The following is a 17,208-nucleotide window of genomic DNA, read 5'->3' on the forward strand; positions in this document are numbered from 1 at the left end:
AACTCGCTAGACTCACTGAATCGTTTCCTCACGAAGGGAGGGCATGTTCGTGCCTGATAAATCCGTGCCTGCGGCACAACCACCAATGCTTGCTGGTTTGCTGAAAGTTGCTGCTACCGATCCAAAGATCAAAGGTCTGCTCCAGCATGTTGGCGAACCTCATTTGCACATCACAGGCATTGATCAGGCACGGCCGTGGGCGATCGCTGCGTTGGCACACCGTGCGCCGGTACTCGTGGTTACCGCTACGGGGCGTGAAGCAGAGGATTTATCTGCTGAGCTGCGCGCCATGTTGGGGGAGAAGGTGGCGTGGTTTCCGGCATGGGAGACGTTGCCGCATGAACGTTTGAGCCCAGGTGCTGATATTGCTGGTCAGCGGGCTCGTATTTTGTCTCATATCGCAGACTATTCAGTGGTTGTCACAGCAGCTCGTGGTTTGAGCCAACCAATCGTGTCGCAAGTTGCTGGCCGTGACCCGTTGGTATTGGAACTTGATTCCGAATGTAGTTTGGAAGAAGCGACGCAGCAGCTGGTTTTCAGGGCGTATCACCACGTGGACTTGGTGGCCAAGCGCGGTGAATTTGCTACTCGTGGTGGCATTTTGGATGTGTTCCCCACGACCGCGCAGCATCCTGTTCGCGTGGAGTTTTGGGGTGATGAGGTCTCAGAAATCCGCGGTTTCCAGGTAGCCGACCAGCGGGCAATCCCTGATTCGGATGTGCCACGCGTGGAGATCTTCCCTGCAAGGGAATTACCAATTACCCCAGAAATCGCGCAACGCGCAGCTGAGCTCGCTGTGAAGTTCCAAGGAAACCCAACGCTGCAAGAGCTACTGGCTAAAATTTCTGACTCTATCCCATCAGATGGCATGGAGGCCTTGATCCCAGCGTTGATTGATCAACCCATGGTCACCCTTGCTGAACTCATGCCCGAAAACACGCATGTTGTGGTGGTCGGACCAGAAAAGATTCGTACCCGTGTAGCAGATCTTCAAGCTACGGATGCCGAGTTTTTGGCCGCCGGCTGGGAAGCGGCCGCAATGGGGGCAGATGGTCCCGTGGCAACGCGTGGCCTTGACCTTGATGCTAGCTCCTACCGTTCTTATGAATCGCTGGAAAAAACCGCGCAGAAGCACAACATGCCGTGGTGGACATTTGCACCTCCTGGCATGTTTGAAGCCTCGGATGGCGACACCCTCCCCTTGGAATTTGAGCCGGGGCCCACACCGCGTGGCGATCTCGAACAGATCGATCAGATGATGGCCTTGCTCCTCGCACACACTCGCGACGGTGGGGCAGCAGCATTTATTGCCCCCGCCCAAGGTGCCATCAAACGCATGGTAGAACGCTTCAAAGAGCAGGGAATCCCCACGAAGGTAGCCACACCTGGCTGGCAGCCAACCTTGGGTGAAGTAACGCTGTATCAGGCGATGAGCCATGCAGGTTTGGTGTTCCCTAAGGTGCGAAAGCAGCCTGGAAAACCAGCATTACCACTGGTAGTAATTACAGAAACCGACCTGACTGGTAACCGAGTTGGTGACATTGCTGGTGCGAAGCGTCGCCCAGCCAAGCGCCGCCACCGTGTGGACCCGCTCGCGTTGAAAACCGGCGACTATGTGGTGCATGAAACCCACGGCATCGGCCGGTTCCTCAAGATGACCGAGCGCGTGATCCAATCCGGTGATGAGACTTCGCGCCGCGAGTACATCGTTCTGGAATATGCGGCGTCGAAACGCGGGCAGCCAGCCGATCAACTGTATGTGCCCATGGATTCCCTCGACATGCTGAGCAAATATGTCGGTGGCGAAAAGCCCACGCTATCTAAAATGGGTGGCTCAGACTGGAAGAACACCAAAAAGAAGGCTCGTGCCGCGGTACGAGAAATCGCCGGCGAACTCGTCGAACTCTACGCTAAGCGGCAATCCGCGCCGGGGCATGCCTTTGCGCCTGATTCCCCGTGGCAGCATGAGATGGAAGATAACTTCCCCTACGTGGAAACCGAAGATCAGATGCTCGCCATCGATGCGGTGAAAGCGGATATGGAAAAGCCTTCGCCGATGGACCGTGTGGTGGTCGGCGATGTCGGTTACGGCAAAACCGAGGTTGCTGTGCGCGCTGCATTCAAGGCGGTGCAAGATGGCCGACAAGTGGTGGTGCTTGTTCCTACAACCCTGCTTGCCCAGCAGCATCTGAGCACCTTTGAAGAACGCATGGCTGGATTCCCTGTCACGATCAAGGGACTGAGCCGTTTTACCTCTCCTAGCGAGTCGAAGGAAATTCTTAAAGGGCTTGCCGACGGCTCCGTCGATATTGTGATCGGTACGCACCGACTGTTGCAGACGGGTGTGCAGTGGAAAAACCTTGGCCTCGTGATTGTGGATGAGGAGCAGCGTTTTGGTGTGGAGCACAAGGAACACATCAAGGCGTTGCGTACCCATGTGGACGTGCTCACCATGTCGGCGACTCCGATTCCGCGAACCTTGGAAATGTCGATGGCCGGTATCCGTGAGATGTCGACTATCTTGACTCCACCTGAAGATCGGCACCCGATTTTGACCTATGTGGGCGCCCAAGAAGATAAACAAGTAGCTGCAGCTATTAGGCGTGAGCTGCTTCGCGACGGCCAAGTGTTCTACGTGCATAACAAAGTCTCAGACATTGAGAAAAAGGCTCGTGAACTGCGTGAACTAGTCCCTGAAGCACGCATTGTGGTGGCCCACGGACAAATGAGCGAAGAGCTACTAGAACAAACCGTCCAAGGATTCTGGGACCGTGAGTATGACGTTTTGGTATGTACCACGATCGTCGAAACTGGCTTGGACATCGCGAACGCTAACACGCTTATTGTGGAAAACGCCCACCACATGGGTCTGTCGCAGTTGCACCAGCTGCGTGGGCGAGTAGGGCGTTCCCGCGAGCGTGGCTACGCTTACTTCTTGTACCCCAAGGGCGCCACGTTGACGGAGAACTCCTACGACCGCCTTGCCACGATCGCACAAAACAACGATCTTGGTGCTGGTATGGCGGTGGCCATGAAAGACTTGGAAATGCGTGGTGCCGGCAATGTTTTGGGCGCGCAGCAATCAGGTCACATCGCCGGAGTGGGCTTTGACCTGTATGTTCGCTTGGTTGGCGAGGCGGTCGAGGCCTACCGTGCACTAGCTGACGGCAAGGTTGTTGATGCCACGGAACAAGGACCAAAAGAAATCCGCATCGATTTGCCTGTCGACGCCCACATCCCCGAGGACTACATCAACTCAGAACGCCTGCGCTTGGAGGTGTATCGCAAACTCTCTGCCTCTACCAGCGATGAAGATTTGGCCTTGGTGGTCGAGGAGATGAAAGACCGTTTCGGTCCCGTTCCCGACGAGGTAAAGCGACTGCTGGCGGTGTCGCGTCTGCGTCATCTAGCACGCGCGACGGGGCTAAGTGATATTGGTGTGCAGGGCACACGCATCAAGCTACATCCGGTGGAATTGACTGATTCCAAGCAGGTGCGTCTCAAGCGTCTGGCACCATCTGCGACATACCGTGCGGCTGCCAAAGCGATCCAGCTACCGTTCCCCAAAGAAGGCGCGAAGGTAACGGACAAACAGCTTCGCGATGTTGAGCTGCTGCAGTGGGTTGCCGACTTCATTGCGGAAATGTTCGAGCATGATCGGGTTTCCGTGACGGGAGAGAAGCTACCGGAAAAGGTTATTTCGGTGGCACAACCCATGAGTCCTGCTGCGGCGCGTGCGGAGCGCGTAGCGCAACGGGCAGCGGCGCGTAGACAAGCGCGAAATGACGATGAGGACTACGAAGATCGTAGAGAAGCGCGACGTAGGAAATACCGAATGCGTTAATAGTTGAGCCACCCCTCCGTTGACACCCAGTGTTATGTAGAACACACTGGGTAGCGTGGACACCTATATCACCCGCGAATCGCTGCAAGCGATACTCAACAAGCTCGATATTGATTCCGCCATCGACGACGATGGCCTAGTCGGTGCTGGATTCCCCTCCGGAGAAACCGTCTTCATTATCGACGACACCCTAGTCACCGCCCGCACAAACTGGTATGGGATCGTCCCTGACCAAAAGCAGCAAGAAATTGAAGAGTTTATAAACTCCACTAACGCTCGTCTCCCCGTGGGGAAACTCTTGCCCGTTGTTATGGATGATGGCACCAAGACCTTGGAGTTTCGACTGCACCTTAGCCAGTCCCATCCATTATCGGACACGCAGTTGTGTCAGATTCTCGACGCCTATTTTCAACTAGCCTTCCACTGTTTCGATATAGCGCTCATGACGACCGCCGGTACAGACTCAGAACAGGAGCAATAACAATGGCGTGGATTTTTAATAAAAAGAACCGCCCAAGTGCGGGTCCGCAGCTTATCCCCGTAACCTGCGAGGCAGTAGTATCTGCTATCCGCGCCAAGGGCGGTGACGTACACGTTGACGATGCCGGCTTTGCCACTACGGATGTTGACGGTATTTCGGTGATCATTGCCGACTCCAACAATTGCGTGGTTCTTAGCGTTCTCACTACCGCCGACGCACGCGTTGACGACGCCCCCTGCGATCCCGAACGTTGGGTGACCGCATTTAATGTCAACTGCATAGGACCCGTGATGTTTACAACCACGCAGCCTATCGACGGGCGCGACACCACGATTGTGCACGCGGACTACCGGATCCTAGGAGCTCCCTATGCATTGACTGAAGAGCAACTGGCTCAGGAAGTTATTCACGGCGTTAATGCGGTTACAGAGGCTATTCGTGGCTACATCGAAGGATTTGATGTCGGCGATAGCCCTTGGGGTTAAAACGGCGAGTTATAGAGACGCTATAGGGACATTGATCCCGTCATGATCCCCGCTAAACCACATCCTGCTGCGATGATGATGAGTGCAACAACAAACCATTCGAAGGCGTTGAATACTCGTTCCTTTTTGTAGAGGCGGGTCCACACGTAGGGGATCAGACCTGGCAGAACTGCGAGCGCACCGAAGAGCACGTATTTCAAGTCGGCGGCGTAAAACAGCCACAGGGAGTAAATGAATGCGACTGCACCGACAAAGAGATGTCGGCAGTTGTCGGCTGCGCTGACCTCGGGGCCGGAGTCGTCGAAACGCGTGCCTGCAGCAGGGTGAGAAATTCCTTTGCCGCGGGTAGCTAACAAAATAAGGTAGAGCGAGGAGAACACATAAGGCAGTAGGTAGAGAACCGTCGCCAGTTGCACCATGGAGATATAGGTTGTCTCGTTGAGGAAGAATACGAAGACCCACAGCTGGATCACAATGGTGGAAATCAGCTGAGCGATAACAGGGGAACCGGTCGTATTGATGGTGCCGAGTTTGCGGGGGAGAAGGCCATCGAAGGCCATCATTGCGACGGGTTCTGCGCACAACATCTGCCACGAAACATAAGCGCCGAGCACGCTCAAGCACAGACCGATGGAAACCAGTGCCGCTCCCCACGGGCCAACTACGGCTTCGAGGACATTGGCCATGGAGTTATCAGGAAGGGCTGCTAGTTCCGCTTGGGTGAGCACACCGTAGGAAAGGGTGGAAACCGAGACAAGGAGTACCAGCACGGTGAAAAAGCCGATGACGGTGGCGCGGCCGACGTCGCGACGCGTGCGTGCCTGCTTGGAGTAGACCGATGCGCCCTCGACGCCGATGAACACCCAGACGGTAAAGAGCATGATGCCCTGAATCTGTTCGAATACGCTGCTGCCAGTGGATTCGCCCCAGAAGTCGAGAGTGAGTTTGTCCCAGCTAAATCCCAAAAACAGCACGAGGACGATAAAGGCGAAGATCGGGAGGAGCTTAGCTACTGTGGTGATGGCATTCATAAAGGCGGCTTGTTTTACGCCCATGGACAAAATGCCAAAGATAACCCAGGTAAGCACAGAAACGCCGATCACGGAGGCACCGCGGTTGTCGCTGTTAAACAGCGGGACGTAGTGGCCAAGCGTGGAGAAGAACAGGGTGGCGTAGCCGACCTGTGCAATTACGCTGCCGAGCCAGTAACCCCAACCAGAGGTAAATCCGATGTAGTCGCCAAGTCCTGCACGTACGTAGGAGTAGACGCCGGAATCGAGGTGTGGCTTACGGTGAGCCAAGATTTGGAAGACGAAGGCGACGGCGAGCATTCCCATTCCCGCGATCAGCCAGCCGATTAACATGGCGCCTGGGGCGGCTACGGAAGCGATGTTTTGGGGCAGGGAGAAGATTCCGGAGCCAACGGTAGAGCCGATGATGAGTCCAATGAGTGTCCAGATGCGGACGCTGTGGCTTTTTGTAGATGTTGCTTCGACGATGGTGGCCGGGGTGGTCATCGATTCTGTCCCATTAGGAACGGCAGCCATGTGCACCTCTATACATATAAATGAAGTAATTCTAAACACGGTTAAGTAAAGCTAAAGATTACAAGAAATTGCCGCAGAATCAATATCGCCACGACCCCACAACACCGGAGCGGGGTACCCGCTATCAAAGCCTCTATGATTACTATGTCTGTCATGACCGTTCTGCTTCTCGACGCCCGTTGGCCATCCATGATCCCCTTTAATTTGGTAGGCAAGCTCGAAGGACAGCTACGATTCACCGACGAGGTACCCGTGAAAGTCCGCTGGAACCTCGACGATATTGTGCGTTTCGCAACCGAAGATCTGCTCGTCAGCACCAATGAGTTGGATCCACAAGTGATCGCAGCCATCAACAATGGAGCAAGCGTTATCGAAGTTCCCAGCCGACACGACGCCCTAGGGCAAGCACGTGACGTGATGCGCAGAGCACTTGCCCGTGGGGAATGGGAACAAGCGCAAACCCACGAATCTCTTTTGGAATACCTTCACGAAGAAACCGAAGAATTCGGACAGGCTGTTGCACACGGAACCACCGACCACATCGTTTCTGAGCTTGGCGACGTACTACTCCAAGTGCTCTTCCACGCCGAAATCGGAGCACGACACGGAGAATTCAACCTCGACGACGTAGCCGCAAGCTTTGTGACCAAAATGCAACAACGCTCGCCCTATCTTTTCGACGGCTCCGACGGGGTAGTGCCCATAGAAGAACAAGAACGTCTCTGGGAGGCCGGAAAACATCGATCTGGACACACACAAACAAACTAGGGAGTCTTGGGTTGAGAAAAGCCGCAGGGTGTGCGCTAGGAGTAGTGCTGGCAGTCATTATGGTCATTGCCATCGTCGGGTGGACCCTATCCGTCATGGGTGGGGTATCTCCGATACGGCAATTGGAGGACGTTCCCACCGACGTACCGCCTGCACGTGCTGAAGCCGTGCCACAGATCGACATCAACGCGCCAGGACGCACTTCGGCCAAATTGGCGTTTTGGGCCGATCCGATTGCAGAGGATACGTCGATAAGCTCGGCTGCGATCCGTGCCTACGCTAACGCCGAACTGGTTGCGGCCCAGTCGTGGCCAGAATGCCACCTCAGTTGGGGGACATTGGCTGGGTTGGGGTACGTGGAAACTCGTCACGGAACCTACTCAGGCCACCTCTTTGATAGTCGCAGTATCGACGCTGACGGCAACGTGCTGCCACCAATCATTGGCGTGCCTCTTGACGGGTCACCAGGTTTTGCGGAGGTAAAAGATACCGATTTGGGGGAGCTTGACGGAGATCCTCAATTTGATCGTGCAGTTGGGCCCATGCAGTTTATTCCGGAGTCGTGGAGACGCTACGGGCGCGACGCAAACGGCGATGGGATAGCAGACCCCAATAACATTGACGATGCCGCTCTAGCTGCGGCGAACCTCCTATGTGACGGAAGAGACTTAGCTACTGCGGACGGTTGGACGAATGCTATTTATTCCTACAACATGTCCAATGACTACCTCGTTAAGGTCCGAAATGCGGCCGCTTCCTACGCTCTGCGGCAGCCAGCTGTGCAATAACTCACTCTCACAGCGTTCCAAAGTGTCCGATTTGTTGGCATAATTGTTGAAGGACGCTAAAAACGGACAAAGTGGTTTTTGTTTGTTCAACATTTTTAGCGTGTATAACTTGCAATGGATGAATAATTTTGCATCCACACAACGTCAATAGGAGACACACAGTGGCTGACATTATGCACGTATTTGCTCGTGAAATCTTGGACTCCCGCGGTAACCCAACCGTTGAAGCCGAAGTTTTCTTGGATGACGGATCCCACGGTGTTGCGGGCGTTCCTTCCGGTGCGTCCACCGGTGTTCACGAGGCGCACGAGCTTCGCGACGGTGGCGAGCGCTACCTCGGCAAGGGCGTCCTCAATGCAGTTAACAACGTGAACGAGGAAATCGCTGACGCAATCGCTGGTGTAGAAGCCGACGACCAGCGCCTGATCGACCAGGCCATGATCGCTCTCGACGGCACCGAGAACAAGTCTCGCCTCGGCGCAAACGCAATCCTCGGCGTTTCCATCGCCGTTGCTAAGGCAGCAGCAGAGTCTGCTGGCCTTCCTTTGTACCGCTACATTGGTGGCCCTAACGCTCATGTTCTGCCAGTTCCTATGATGAACATCGTGAACGGTGGCGCACACGCTGACTCCGGCGTTGATGTTCAGGAGTTCATGATTGCTCCTATCGGTGCTGAGTCCTTCTCTGAGGCTCTACGTATGGGTGCAGAGGTTTACCACTCCTTGAAGTCTGTGATTAAGTCCAAGGGACTTTCCACTGGCCTCGGCGACGAGGGTGGTTTCGCACCATCTGTTGAGTCCACCAAGGCAGCTCTCGACCTTATCGTTGAGGCAATTGAGAAGGCTGGCTTCAAGCCAGGTGCTGACATCGCACTTGCACTCGACGTTGCTTCCTCCGAGTTCTACAAGGATGGCAAGTACCACTTCGAGGGCGGCGAGCACACCGCTGAGGAGATGGCAAAGGTCTACGAGCAGCTCATCGCTGAGTACCCAATTGTTTCCATCGAGGACCCACTGCAGGAAGACGACTGGGAGGGCTACACCGCCCTGACCGCCGCAATCGGCGACAAGGTTCAGATCGTCGGCGACGACTTCTTCGTCACCAACCCAGCACGCCTCAAGGAAGGCATCGAGAAGAAGGCTGCCAACGCCTTGCTGGTTAAGGTCAACCAGATCGGTACTCTAACCGAGACCTTCGACGCTGTTGATCTCGCACACCGCAACGGCTACCGCACCATGATGTCTCACCGATCCGGCGAGACCGAGGACACCACCATTGCTGATCTCGCAGTCGCATTGGGCTGTGGCCAGATCAAGACCGGTGCGCCAGCTCGTTCCGAGCGCGTTGCTAAGTACAACCAGCTCCTACGCATCGAGCAGCAGCTTGACGATGCAGCCGTCTACGCAGGTCGTTCTGCATTCCCACGTTTCCAGGGCTAATAACAACGCGTAATTAACCCCTGAAACAGATTCAGTCCCCACGGAGATATTTTCTTTTCCGTGGGGACTGAAATTTTCGTCATCGCCGATGATTGACAACGGCGCTAAACTAGGTGATCTATGGTGTTTACAAAGCGACGAGCGGTTCCCGTGGTCAACCGCGAAGAGAAACCGCGCGGACTTAAGCTTTCGCGCCCCAGCATGAAAGTTGATGGTCGCTGGCTCGTCATCTACGGAACAATAGTGATTGTTCTATGCGTTGCCATCCTGCGCCCGTTGAACACCTATATGGATCAAAAAGCTGAGGCGGCGCGGTTGAAGGCATCGATCGCTGAAAAACAGATCGAAAAAGATCGCCTACTTGCCGAGCTAGAAAAATATGATTCCGAAGCCTACGTTAAAGAACAAGCACGTAAGCGTCTAGGAGTTATAGCACCTGGCGAAAAAGCCTATCGAGTCATGACTCCAGAGCTGGAAAACCAAGGCTCGCATGTGAGCACCAAAGAAGAAACTAAAGCCAAAAATCCGTGGTATGAAAAGCTGTGGGACTCCGTGACCATCGTTGATCCCGTTGAAGAATCTGAGCAGCAAGGCGATCAACCGCAGATGAATTTACCCCTAATTCCCGCCGACCCTCCTAGTGAGCAACCCTAAGAATCGGTAAACGCGCGGGCTTCATGAGACAATAGCCCGCATGAGTGCTTCTGAATCTGATCTTGCCATTGTTGCCGAGCAACTAGGCCGCGAGCCTCGCGGAGTTATTGAGGTGTCTTACCACACACCTGACGGTGTTCCCGGTGTAGTGATGACAACCCCGAAGCTTGACGACGGCACCCCGTTCCCAACCCTCTACTACCTCACGGAGCCGCGTCTTACTGCGGAGGCTTCCCGTCTTGAGGTAGCGCACGTGATGAAATGGATGACGGATCGTCTTCACTCCGATGAGGAGCTTCGCAAAGACTACGAGCGTGCCCACGAGCACTTCCTAGCTAAGCGCAACGCCATTGAAGATCTTGGTACTGATTTCTCCGGTGGCGGCATGCCAGATCGCGTCAAGTGCCTGCATGTTTTGATTGCCTATGCATTGGCAGAAGGCCCTGACCACTTTCGTCTCGGTACCGAGGCTGTAGCTTTGGCAGCCGATCACGGAGGTTTGCGTGGCACCGCGATCCCACAAGATTGGCCGACTGTTGAATCACTGGGCATGAGCCTTGATCAATTCGACTTCAGCCACGCAGACGTACCAGGTGCCTCCAAGTGAGCGTGGTAGCTGCCGTTGATTGCGGCACAAACTCCATACGTTTGCTGGTTTGCGAGCAAACGCCTAGCGGATTGCGTGAAATCACCCGTCACATGACGATTATTCGTCTAGGAGAAGGCGTCGACGCAACGGGAAAAATCGATCCCGCAGCCATCGAACGCGCCCGCGTTGCGTTGTCGGGCTACGTCGACACCATGCTGGCTCACAAAGTGGCAGCTGTGCGCATGGTGGCAACATCAGCGACTCGTGATGCCTCTAACAAAGATGATTTCTTTGCCATGACAGCTGACCTCCTAGGCGCGGTCGTGCCAGGGGCATGTGCAGAGGTGATCTCAGGTGCAGAGGAAGCCGAGTTGTCTTTTATCGGTGCGGTAGCTGACATTCCGGACACTGACGAGCCGGTATGCGTCATCGACCTAGGCGGCGGATCAACCGAATTTGTTGTAGGTAAGAAAACCGGCGAGATCCTCGGAGCGTATTCCACTCAAATGGGGTGTGTGCGCCTCACGGAGCGACTCATGGTATCCGATCCACCGACTGCTGAAGAGATCGCCCAGGCACGTGAGTACGTCGATACGCAGCTGACTATTGCGCTCGACAATGTGCCGATTACGCAGGCGTCGATGGTGGTGGGCTGCGCTGGAACTTTTACCACCGTTGCTGCGCTCGCTTTGGGCCTTGATTCCTATGACCCGCAGCGAATTCATGGTTCCGTGCACAAAGCTGACACCCTCCGTGGGGAAACTCAGCGTTTGATCGGGGAGACATCCCAGCAGCGCGCAGCACATCCCGTGATGCATCCAGGCCGTGCAGACGTCATTGCGGGCGGCAGCGTTGTAATCGAACAGATCCTTGCGATGATGCAGCGGCTCGGTGTGTCTGATTCGGTGACCATTTCGGAAAAGGACATCCTTGATGGAATAGTTGCTCGACTATTCGGGATGTAACGGGGGGATTATTTTTGGCTCTGAACTGCACTAATCTCACTGCATTTCCTCACAGTGGGGTTAGCTAGTAAAGTGTTGTGGTGTTGCCCCCATAGCCCAATCGGCAGAGGCAATCGACTTAAAATCGATTCAGTGTGGGTTCGAGTCCCACTGGGGGCACCATTAGAACTACCTCGTGCTACAAAAGCACAAGGTAGTTCTTTTTATTTAGCACCTTATTGAGCTTTTTCACGCTTCGAAGGGGAAGTAGGGGGAAGTAGCAACGAAGACGAAAATTACTAGCGTTCAGTGCGCTAGTGCTGATTTAGCGTCCAGTTTTTGCCCTAGGTGTTGCAGGGGTTGGCGCTAGCTGCATATGAGGCTGTCGCTTGGGGCGGTGATGATCGGTGTCATATTATTGGCGGATTGTGCTTAATGTTTCTTAGAAAGTCACAGGTTTTTGGCAGGAAACAGATAGCTCGATTCAAGGCGAGGTTTTTAGGGTGGTAGCAACATATAAAAACCAATGCCGTGAAGGAGATAAAGGCAATGCCAGCTGCAATGCAAACCTCGTACTACTTAGAGCCGCTTGATCCCTACTCCGAGAACTCGTGGGGATATATTCCCGAGTCGTCGTCGCGGCCTTGCGCCGGTCTGACGGGCAGTTCGCAGACTTATCGTTCGAGTCGTTCGCTGCCACAGTCGGTGAATTCGATTCGACATCGTACCTAGCGTAACGAGTAAGCAGTGATCTTAGGCTTGCCTTTGTAATCATCCTTTGGTTTGATGGCATCTATATAGACCGTATAGGTGCCATTTGTATGTTCAAAGGGGTTTCGGCTCGTGAGTCTTCCATCAATTAAGACGGCCAATAGCTACTGCGTGGTGCTGTGGTGCGATCAGGGTAGTGCAACGATTAACGCTCCAGATCGGGTGGTTCAGGTGATGGCTGGTGATGTTGTGCTCGCTCCACACGGTGCTTTTGTTACTGGTCATGGTGTGGTCTTGCCAATGGCTTTTCCTGATTTTGACGGAGGGCAACACACTCGTCGCTTGCATATGGGTACTGTGTGGTCGAAGCGAATGATTTTTGAGTTTTCGCGCAGTCTATTAGGCGAGACACGCCCATCGGAATGTATCGCAGCGCTTTTCGACGATCGCGCGCGGCCGCCACAAGTTCCTGAACCGCAGGCGGCGCGAAAGGTTGCTCAGAAGTTGATTGCCTATCCAGCGGATCAAACACCTTTGTTGGAATTTGCTCAGTTGCACAATATTAGTAGCAGGACATTGCAGCGTCAGTTCGTTGCGTCGACTGGTTTTACGTTTAGTGAATGGCGTGCAGCATTGCGTGTGTCTGTGGCGGCTGATTTATTGGCTCATGATTTCCGGATCGGTCAGGTTTCACAGATGGTGGGTTTTAGTGCGACGTCGTCACTTACGCGCGCATTTAAGCGGCATACTGGTGATACTCCTTCTTCTTTTACCTCACCGCGTATGCATGCTGTGTGCGAGCAACAGCCGCCGATGATTCCAGCAACCACAACGTTTGCGCGGGCTTCGGACGACATTGCTTTATGGATTTATAGCGGGACGGCGACCGTTACCACCCCTGGATATTGTCGATTTATGGGTGCGGGGGAGACTGTCACTATTCCCTCTGGTACAAGTACGCGTCTCGACGTTTCTGCTGGTTCTGTAGCATTGCCGGTCCCGCTTGCTGCGGCCCATGACGACTTAACGCTTAGCGATGTGCTCGCTGCTTCTGTTAACCCACTTGCTGCGGTGGAATTGCAACGATTGAGTGCACAGGAACGTGCTGATGCTGAGCAGGTGTTGGTTCCTTCTGTGTAAGTTCATAAAAATTTTTAAAAAATAGCTTTTTCTAGGGAACTAAAAAGCCTTGCGATGCGTTATTGCAGATGTACGAAGATGTTCCTTTGGCAAAGATGTAGCCAAGGGCGTTGAAAGGAAAGTGTCGCACAATGCGCAGTAGCAATCCGGTCTTGAATTCTCTGACGGGTACCCGCCAAAACTATGCTCAAGCGGGCTACCAGCAGCAAGCGTTCAACCCTATGTCCCAGTATGACCAGTATGGTCAGCCCGTCACCTCAGCTGGCGCTGCAGAGCGTCCTATGACTGTGGACGATGTGGTTACTAAAACTGGTATCACCGTCGGCGTTATTATCGCCTTCGCCGTGGTCAACTTTGCGTTGGCTACTGTTAACCCTGGTCTTGCAATGATCCTTACCGGTGTTGGTGCAATCGGTGGCTTGATTACCGTCTTGATCAGCACCTTTGGTCGTAAATATGGTTCGGCGGCAGTGACCTTAACCTATGCGGCATTTGAGGGTCTGTTTGTCGGTGGCATTTCTTTGGTGCTTTCCGGCGCGATGGTTGGTGGCCAAAACGCTGGTACTTTGATCGGTCAGGCAGTCCTTGGCACCATCGGTGTGTTCCTCGGAATGCTCTATGTGTACAAGACGGGCGCTGTGAAAGTAACACCTAAGTTCAACCGCATCCTCACGGGATCGTTGATCGGTGTCTTGGTTCTGGCCTTGGGCAACATGGTGCTGGGTTTCTTTGGTATCAACCTAGGTCTGTACTCCGGTGGCCCAATCGCGATCATTTTCTCCCTGTTCTGCATTGGTTTGGCGGCAATGAGCTTCCTTCAAGACTTTGACATCGCAGATCGTCTGATCCGTCAGGGTGCACCAGCAAAGAACGCTTGGGGTGTGGCTCTGGGCTTGGCAGTGACCTTGGTCTGGCTCTACACCGAGATCTTGCGCTTGTTGAGCTACTTTAATCAGCGTTAATAAATAAAAACGCGAGGGCGGTACCGAGTAACACATGTTGTGTGGGCTCGGTACCGCCCTCGCGTTTCTTTATAAACTCAATGCCTCGCCATCGACAGAGACGTCGATAAACACCGTGCCTCCTACACCTTGGACAGGGCGGGATAACACAATGGATACGGTACGTGGGGCGGAACCTTTTTCTTTGATACGGCCGGTTCCATACGCCGCTTGTTGAGTCCACTTACTCCACTTGATTTCTTGGATTGTTGCGTCATGGGATGTGCAATCCATCGTGATGGAGCTGGGTTTTACCATCGCTGGTCCTAGGCAGTCGATAAAACCAGGAATCTCTGATGTATTGCGACTAGGAGGGGGCGTGGTCGACGTAGGAGCGCTAAAGCTTTGCGCGGTAACCACTTTTGTAGTCGTGTCGACCTGATGAGGTGGGGAACAAGCGGCGAGAAGCGTCGATAAGCAAAGGGCACCATAAATAGTGCCCTTGTGCATTAGGAGTTACGTGGAGTTGCGGCCTTCGAGGAATCGTAAGGCTCAGCGGAAACGATGGTAACGCTAATGGTGTTGCCGTTAGGTGCGGAGTACTGGCGGGTTTCGCCTTCCTGTGCGCCAACGACTGCTGCGCCGAGAGGCGACTGCTCGGAGTAAGTCTCCAAGTCTTTGTTGTCGGAAGCTGCAGCGCGGGTACCGATCAGGAAGGTTTCCTTATCGTTTTTGTCGCCATTGTAGTAAACGTGGACGACGGAACCGATGTGGGCAACGCCCTCGACGATGCCGACACGCTCGGTGGTGGAATTGGCAAGGATTTCGGAGATCTGCTTGATGCGAGCTTCTTCCTGATCCTGCATTTCGCGGGCTGCGTCGTAGCCTGCGTTTTCTTTCAGGTCGCCTTCTTCGCGACGCTCGTTAATTTCGGCGGCGACGACAGGGCGGTGAGCGATCAGAGCATTGAGCTCTTCTTCGAGCTTTGCCTTGGTTTCTGGGGTGATGTACTGCTTCTGGTTGTCAGCCATTTACTCTTCGTCCTTACACATTTGTATTTTGCATCCAGCCACGCAGGCGATCACGATTGAAGCCCCGGCAGGACTGTGCAGTCAGCGAGCGCGGGGCTAAAAGTCACCTAATGCATTCAAGCGTGGTATTTCTGGCAGATTCTAGCACAGTGCATGCTCATTGTGCGCTGCCGTGGCTAGCTCTGATCTAGGTAAAAGGGGATGTCGGTGGCGCACCCATATACGTCTCCGGATACTGCCGGTTCGGTGGTTTGAAGCTCTACATCGATTCGGCGGGTGGAGTCGCCTCCGGCGGGAAGGAAGATTTCTCGACGGCCTACTTCTGCAATGTCATAGTTCAGCGCGGTAACAATGCAGTAAGAGGGAACGGAGACGTCGCTACGCGTGATGTCTACAGTGAGCTTAAAAGTGTGATCGTCAATGACACGAACATTGGCTGTTTGGCCACTGATTTTGGTCATTTGTGAGTGCTGAACGTATTTTGCCAACGCCACTACGATTGCTGCCAAAATAACGACAAGGAGTACTGCCAAGAGCTTTCCTGATAGTGTGCCGCGATCTGAGGCGGCGGCAGCTGAGCCTGATGCGTATCGCTGACGCGGCTGAAACTGGGGCTGCTCAGAGCCATTCTTAGGAGTAGGCATCGTGAAAAGTTGCTCCTTGACGTGGATGAATTGCGCGATTGATCATTCCTGATCACCGCCCATGAGGGGGTGCGTGCCTCATTGTAGCCTTGTTCTTGCTCAGAACCGCAACGAGGGGCGCGAGACTGTATGCGACTTATGATTATTAGGGATCTAAATACAAAGTGTGATGCCGTAATAGTTCCAGCTTCTCATAGTGGGGTAAGTTGATACCCTTAGAGGGATGACAACTTAATTGCAACTGCGATGATTGCGCATTGTTAGCAATGTAGATCCCCAAGGTAAAAGGACTGTAACTATCATGAGCTCACCTTCATCTCCGGCACGTCTGCTTGCTATTCATGCCCACCCAGACGATGAATCAAGTAAGGGTGCAGCCACGATGGCGAAATATGTGGCTGAGGGGCATGAGGTCATGGTGGTGACCTGTACCGGCGGTGAACTTGGTGATGTGCTTAATCCGTCGCTTGATAAAACCGCGGTGGAGGGCAGAATTGCTGAGGTTCGCCGTGAAGAAATGGCTCAAGCAGTCAAAGAATTAGGCGTCCAGCATCGGTGGTTGGGGTATCACGACTCGGGTTTTCCAGAGGGCGAACCGCTTCCACCAGTTCCACCGGGCAGTTTTGCACGGGAAGATTCTGATGAAGTGGCGGCGAAGATCGTTGAGATTATTCGTGAGTTTCGCCCGCACGTAATCATTACGTATGACGAAAACGGCGGGTACCCGCACCCGGACCATCTGAAAGTTCATGAGGTATCGATGCTGGCGTGGGATCTGGCGGGTGACCCCGACTATCGTCTTGACCTAGGGCAGCCGTGGGCTCCGTTGAAGCTCTATTACACACATGGTTTTATTCGCCAACGCATGGAGATGTTCCATAATCTGCTGGTTGAGCAGGGGAAAACGAGTCCTTATGAGGAGATTTTAGATCGTTGGCTTGAGCACCGTGCAGACATCATGGCACGAGTGACAACGCAGGTGTATGCCGCAGACTATTTTGATCGTCGTGACGCCGCTCTTAAAGCTCACGCCACGCAAATTGATCCGGCAGGCACATTTTTTGCTACACCGATTGAAGCCCAACAACAATTGTGGCCTACAGAAGAATTTGAGCTGGCTCGCACACGCGTTTCTACTTCCTTGCCGGAGGATGATCTTTTTGAAGGAATCGATACCTCGGCAGATTAAGCTAGCAAACAGT

The 17,208-nt window shown here is 53.9% G+C and carries 17 protein-coding genes and 1 tRNA gene; 14 read left to right on the plus strand and 4 right to left on the minus strand.

What is annotated here, in order from left to right; all coding sequences use genetic code 11:
* Window positions 1-43: 43 nt before the first annotated feature.
* From mfd to CIP100161_RS04355, 3 genes are read left to right on the plus strand one after another with little or no spacing between them, the layout of a single operon-like run.
* Window positions 44-3,844 (plus strand): transcription-repair coupling factor, encoded by a 3,801-nt coding sequence (mfd, locus tag CIP100161_RS04345; protein WP_155872182.1) that lies wholly within the window; start codon window positions 44-46, stop codon window positions 3,842-3,844.
* Between the two features lie 55 nt (window positions 3,845-3,899).
* Window positions 3,900-4,325, plus strand: coding sequence for a YbjN domain-containing protein (locus tag CIP100161_RS04350; protein WP_155872184.1), 426 nt, complete (start codon window positions 3,900-3,902; stop codon window positions 4,323-4,325).
* 2 nt (window positions 4,326-4,327) lie between these two features.
* Complete coding sequence (locus CIP100161_RS04355; RefSeq protein ID WP_155872186.1) at window positions 4,328-4,810, plus strand: hypothetical protein; 483 nt, start codon at window positions 4,328-4,330, stop codon at window positions 4,808-4,810.
* 20 nt (window positions 4,811-4,830) lie between these two features.
* Here the strand turns inward: CIP100161_RS04355 and CIP100161_RS04360 are convergent, their stop codons facing one another.
* Window positions 4,831-6,327, minus strand: a complete 1,497-nt coding sequence (locus CIP100161_RS04360; RefSeq protein WP_155874526.1) for an amino acid permease — start codon at window positions 6,325-6,327, stop codon at window positions 4,831-4,833.
* A 165-nt stretch (window positions 6,328-6,492) separates the two neighbouring features.
* On the opposite strand from CIP100161_RS04360, the gene CIP100161_RS04365 reads away from it, so the two are divergent.
* From CIP100161_RS04365 to CIP100161_RS04410, 10 genes are all read left to right on the plus strand, one after another.
* Entirely contained in the window at window positions 6,493-7,125 is a 633-nt protein-coding gene (locus CIP100161_RS04365) for a MazG nucleotide pyrophosphohydrolase domain-containing protein (protein ID WP_155872188.1), read from the plus strand.
* An 11-nt stretch (window positions 7,126-7,136) separates the two neighbouring features.
* Window positions 7,137-7,913, plus strand: a complete 777-nt coding sequence (locus tag CIP100161_RS04370) for a lytic transglycosylase domain-containing protein (RefSeq protein ID WP_155872190.1) — start codon at window positions 7,137-7,139, stop codon at window positions 7,911-7,913.
* Window positions 7,914-8,074: 161 nt separating this feature from the next.
* A complete protein-coding gene (gene eno / locus CIP100161_RS04375; protein ID WP_155872192.1) occupies window positions 8,075-9,352 on the plus strand; it encodes a phosphopyruvate hydratase in 1,278 nt (425 codons plus the stop codon).
* Between the two features lie 120 nt (window positions 9,353-9,472).
* Window positions 9,473-10,006: a septum formation initiator family protein gene (locus CIP100161_RS04380; RefSeq protein ID WP_155872194.1), complete on the plus strand. Its 534-nt coding sequence runs from the start codon at window positions 9,473-9,475 to the stop codon at window positions 10,004-10,006.
* 40 nt (window positions 10,007-10,046) lie between these two features.
* Entirely contained in the window at window positions 10,047-10,613 is a 567-nt protein-coding gene (locus tag CIP100161_RS04385; protein WP_155872196.1) for a DUF501 domain-containing protein, read from the plus strand.
* The gene (locus CIP100161_RS04390; protein ID WP_155872198.1) at window positions 10,610-11,560 is read left to right on the plus strand and encodes a Ppx/GppA phosphatase family protein; all 951 of its coding nucleotides are present in this window, start codon (window positions 10,610-10,612) and stop codon (window positions 11,558-11,560) included. Before CIP100161_RS04385 ends, CIP100161_RS04390 begins: the two co-directional genes overlap by 4 nt.
* Before the next feature lie 85 nt (window positions 11,561-11,645).
* Window positions 11,646-11,722: transfer RNA gene (locus tag CIP100161_RS04395), tRNA-Leu, on the plus strand.
* Between the two features lie 366 nt (window positions 11,723-12,088).
* Complete coding sequence (locus CIP100161_RS04400) at window positions 12,089-12,271, plus strand: hypothetical protein (RefSeq protein ID WP_133061032.1); 183 nt, start codon at window positions 12,089-12,091, stop codon at window positions 12,269-12,271.
* Between the two features lie 111 nt (window positions 12,272-12,382).
* The gene (locus CIP100161_RS04405; protein ID WP_155872200.1) at window positions 12,383-13,390 is read left to right on the plus strand and encodes a helix-turn-helix domain-containing protein; all 1,008 of its coding nucleotides are present in this window, start codon (window positions 12,383-12,385) and stop codon (window positions 13,388-13,390) included.
* A gap of 131 nt (window positions 13,391-13,521) precedes the next feature.
* Window positions 13,522-14,352, plus strand: a complete 831-nt coding sequence (locus CIP100161_RS04410) for a Bax inhibitor-1/YccA family protein (RefSeq protein WP_155872202.1) — start codon at window positions 13,522-13,524, stop codon at window positions 14,350-14,352.
* A gap of 69 nt (window positions 14,353-14,421) precedes the next feature.
* Here the strand turns inward: CIP100161_RS04410 and CIP100161_RS04415 are convergent, their stop codons facing one another.
* The 3 genes from CIP100161_RS04415 to CIP100161_RS04425 all read right to left on the minus strand — a co-directional run bounded on the left by CIP100161_RS04415 (window position 14,422) and on the right by CIP100161_RS04425 (window position 16,006).
* Complete coding sequence (locus tag CIP100161_RS04415; protein ID WP_155872204.1) at window positions 14,422-14,841, minus strand: hypothetical protein; 420 nt, start codon at window positions 14,839-14,841, stop codon at window positions 14,422-14,424.
* On the minus strand, window positions 14,841-15,362 hold the full coding sequence (gene greA, locus CIP100161_RS04420; protein ID WP_155872206.1) for a transcription elongation factor GreA: 522 nt from the start codon (window positions 15,360-15,362) through the stop codon (window positions 14,841-14,843). The genes CIP100161_RS04415 and greA overlap by 1 nt, the downstream gene beginning before the upstream one ends.
* Window positions 15,363-15,538: 176 nt before the next feature.
* Window positions 15,539-16,006: a DUF4307 domain-containing protein gene (locus CIP100161_RS04425; protein WP_155872208.1), complete on the minus strand. Its 468-nt coding sequence runs from the start codon at window positions 16,004-16,006 to the stop codon at window positions 15,539-15,541.
* A gap of 301 nt (window positions 16,007-16,307) precedes the next feature.
* Between CIP100161_RS04425 and mca the strand changes: the two genes are divergently transcribed.
* Window positions 16,308-17,195: a mycothiol conjugate amidase Mca gene (mca, locus tag CIP100161_RS04430; RefSeq protein ID WP_155872210.1), complete on the plus strand. Its 888-nt coding sequence runs from the start codon at window positions 16,308-16,310 to the stop codon at window positions 17,193-17,195.
* Window positions 17,196-17,208 lie beyond the last annotated feature (13 nt).

Source organism: Corynebacterium rouxii (assembly GCF_902702935.1).
In the GTDB taxonomy this organism is placed as follows: Bacteria; Actinomycetota; Actinomycetes; order Mycobacteriales; family Mycobacteriaceae; genus Corynebacterium; species Corynebacterium rouxii.

What these genes read in the sequence shown, in the direction of transcription:
- mfd (WP_155872182.1), top strand. Translation starts at nt 44, where the DNA reads ATGTTCGTGCCTGATAAATCCGTGCCTGCGGCACAACCACCAATGCTT.
- CIP100161_RS04355 (WP_155872186.1), top strand. Translation starts at nt 4,328, where the DNA reads ATGGCGTGGATTTTTAATAAAAAGAACCGCCCAAGTGCGGGTCCGCAG.
- CIP100161_RS04360 (WP_155874526.1), bottom strand. Translation starts at nt 6,327, where the DNA reads ATGACCACCCCGGCCACCATCGTCGAAGCAACATCTACAAAAAGCCAC.
- CIP100161_RS04365 (WP_155872188.1), top strand. Translation starts at nt 6,493, where the DNA reads ATGATTACTATGTCTGTCATGACCGTTCTGCTTCTCGACGCCCGTTGG.
- CIP100161_RS04380 (WP_155872194.1), top strand. Translation starts at nt 9,473, where the DNA reads ATGGTGTTTACAAAGCGACGAGCGGTTCCCGTGGTCAACCGCGAAGAG.
- CIP100161_RS04385 (WP_155872196.1), top strand. Translation starts at nt 10,047, where the DNA reads ATGAGTGCTTCTGAATCTGATCTTGCCATTGTTGCCGAGCAACTAGGC.
- CIP100161_RS04400 (WP_133061032.1), top strand. Translation starts at nt 12,089, where the DNA reads ATGCCAGCTGCAATGCAAACCTCGTACTACTTAGAGCCGCTTGATCCC.
- CIP100161_RS04410 (WP_155872202.1), top strand. Translation starts at nt 13,522, where the DNA reads ATGCGCAGTAGCAATCCGGTCTTGAATTCTCTGACGGGTACCCGCCAA.
- CIP100161_RS04415 (WP_155872204.1), bottom strand. Translation starts at nt 14,841, where the DNA reads ATGCACAAGGGCACTATTTATGGTGCCCTTTGCTTATCGACGCTTCTC.
- greA (WP_155872206.1), bottom strand. Translation starts at nt 15,362, where the DNA reads ATGGCTGACAACCAGAAGCAGTACATCACCCCAGAAACCAAGGCAAAG.
- CIP100161_RS04425 (WP_155872208.1), bottom strand. Translation starts at nt 16,006, where the DNA reads ATGCCTACTCCTAAGAATGGCTCTGAGCAGCCCCAGTTTCAGCCGCGT.
- mca (WP_155872210.1), top strand. Translation starts at nt 16,308, where the DNA reads ATGAGCTCACCTTCATCTCCGGCACGTCTGCTTGCTATTCATGCCCAC.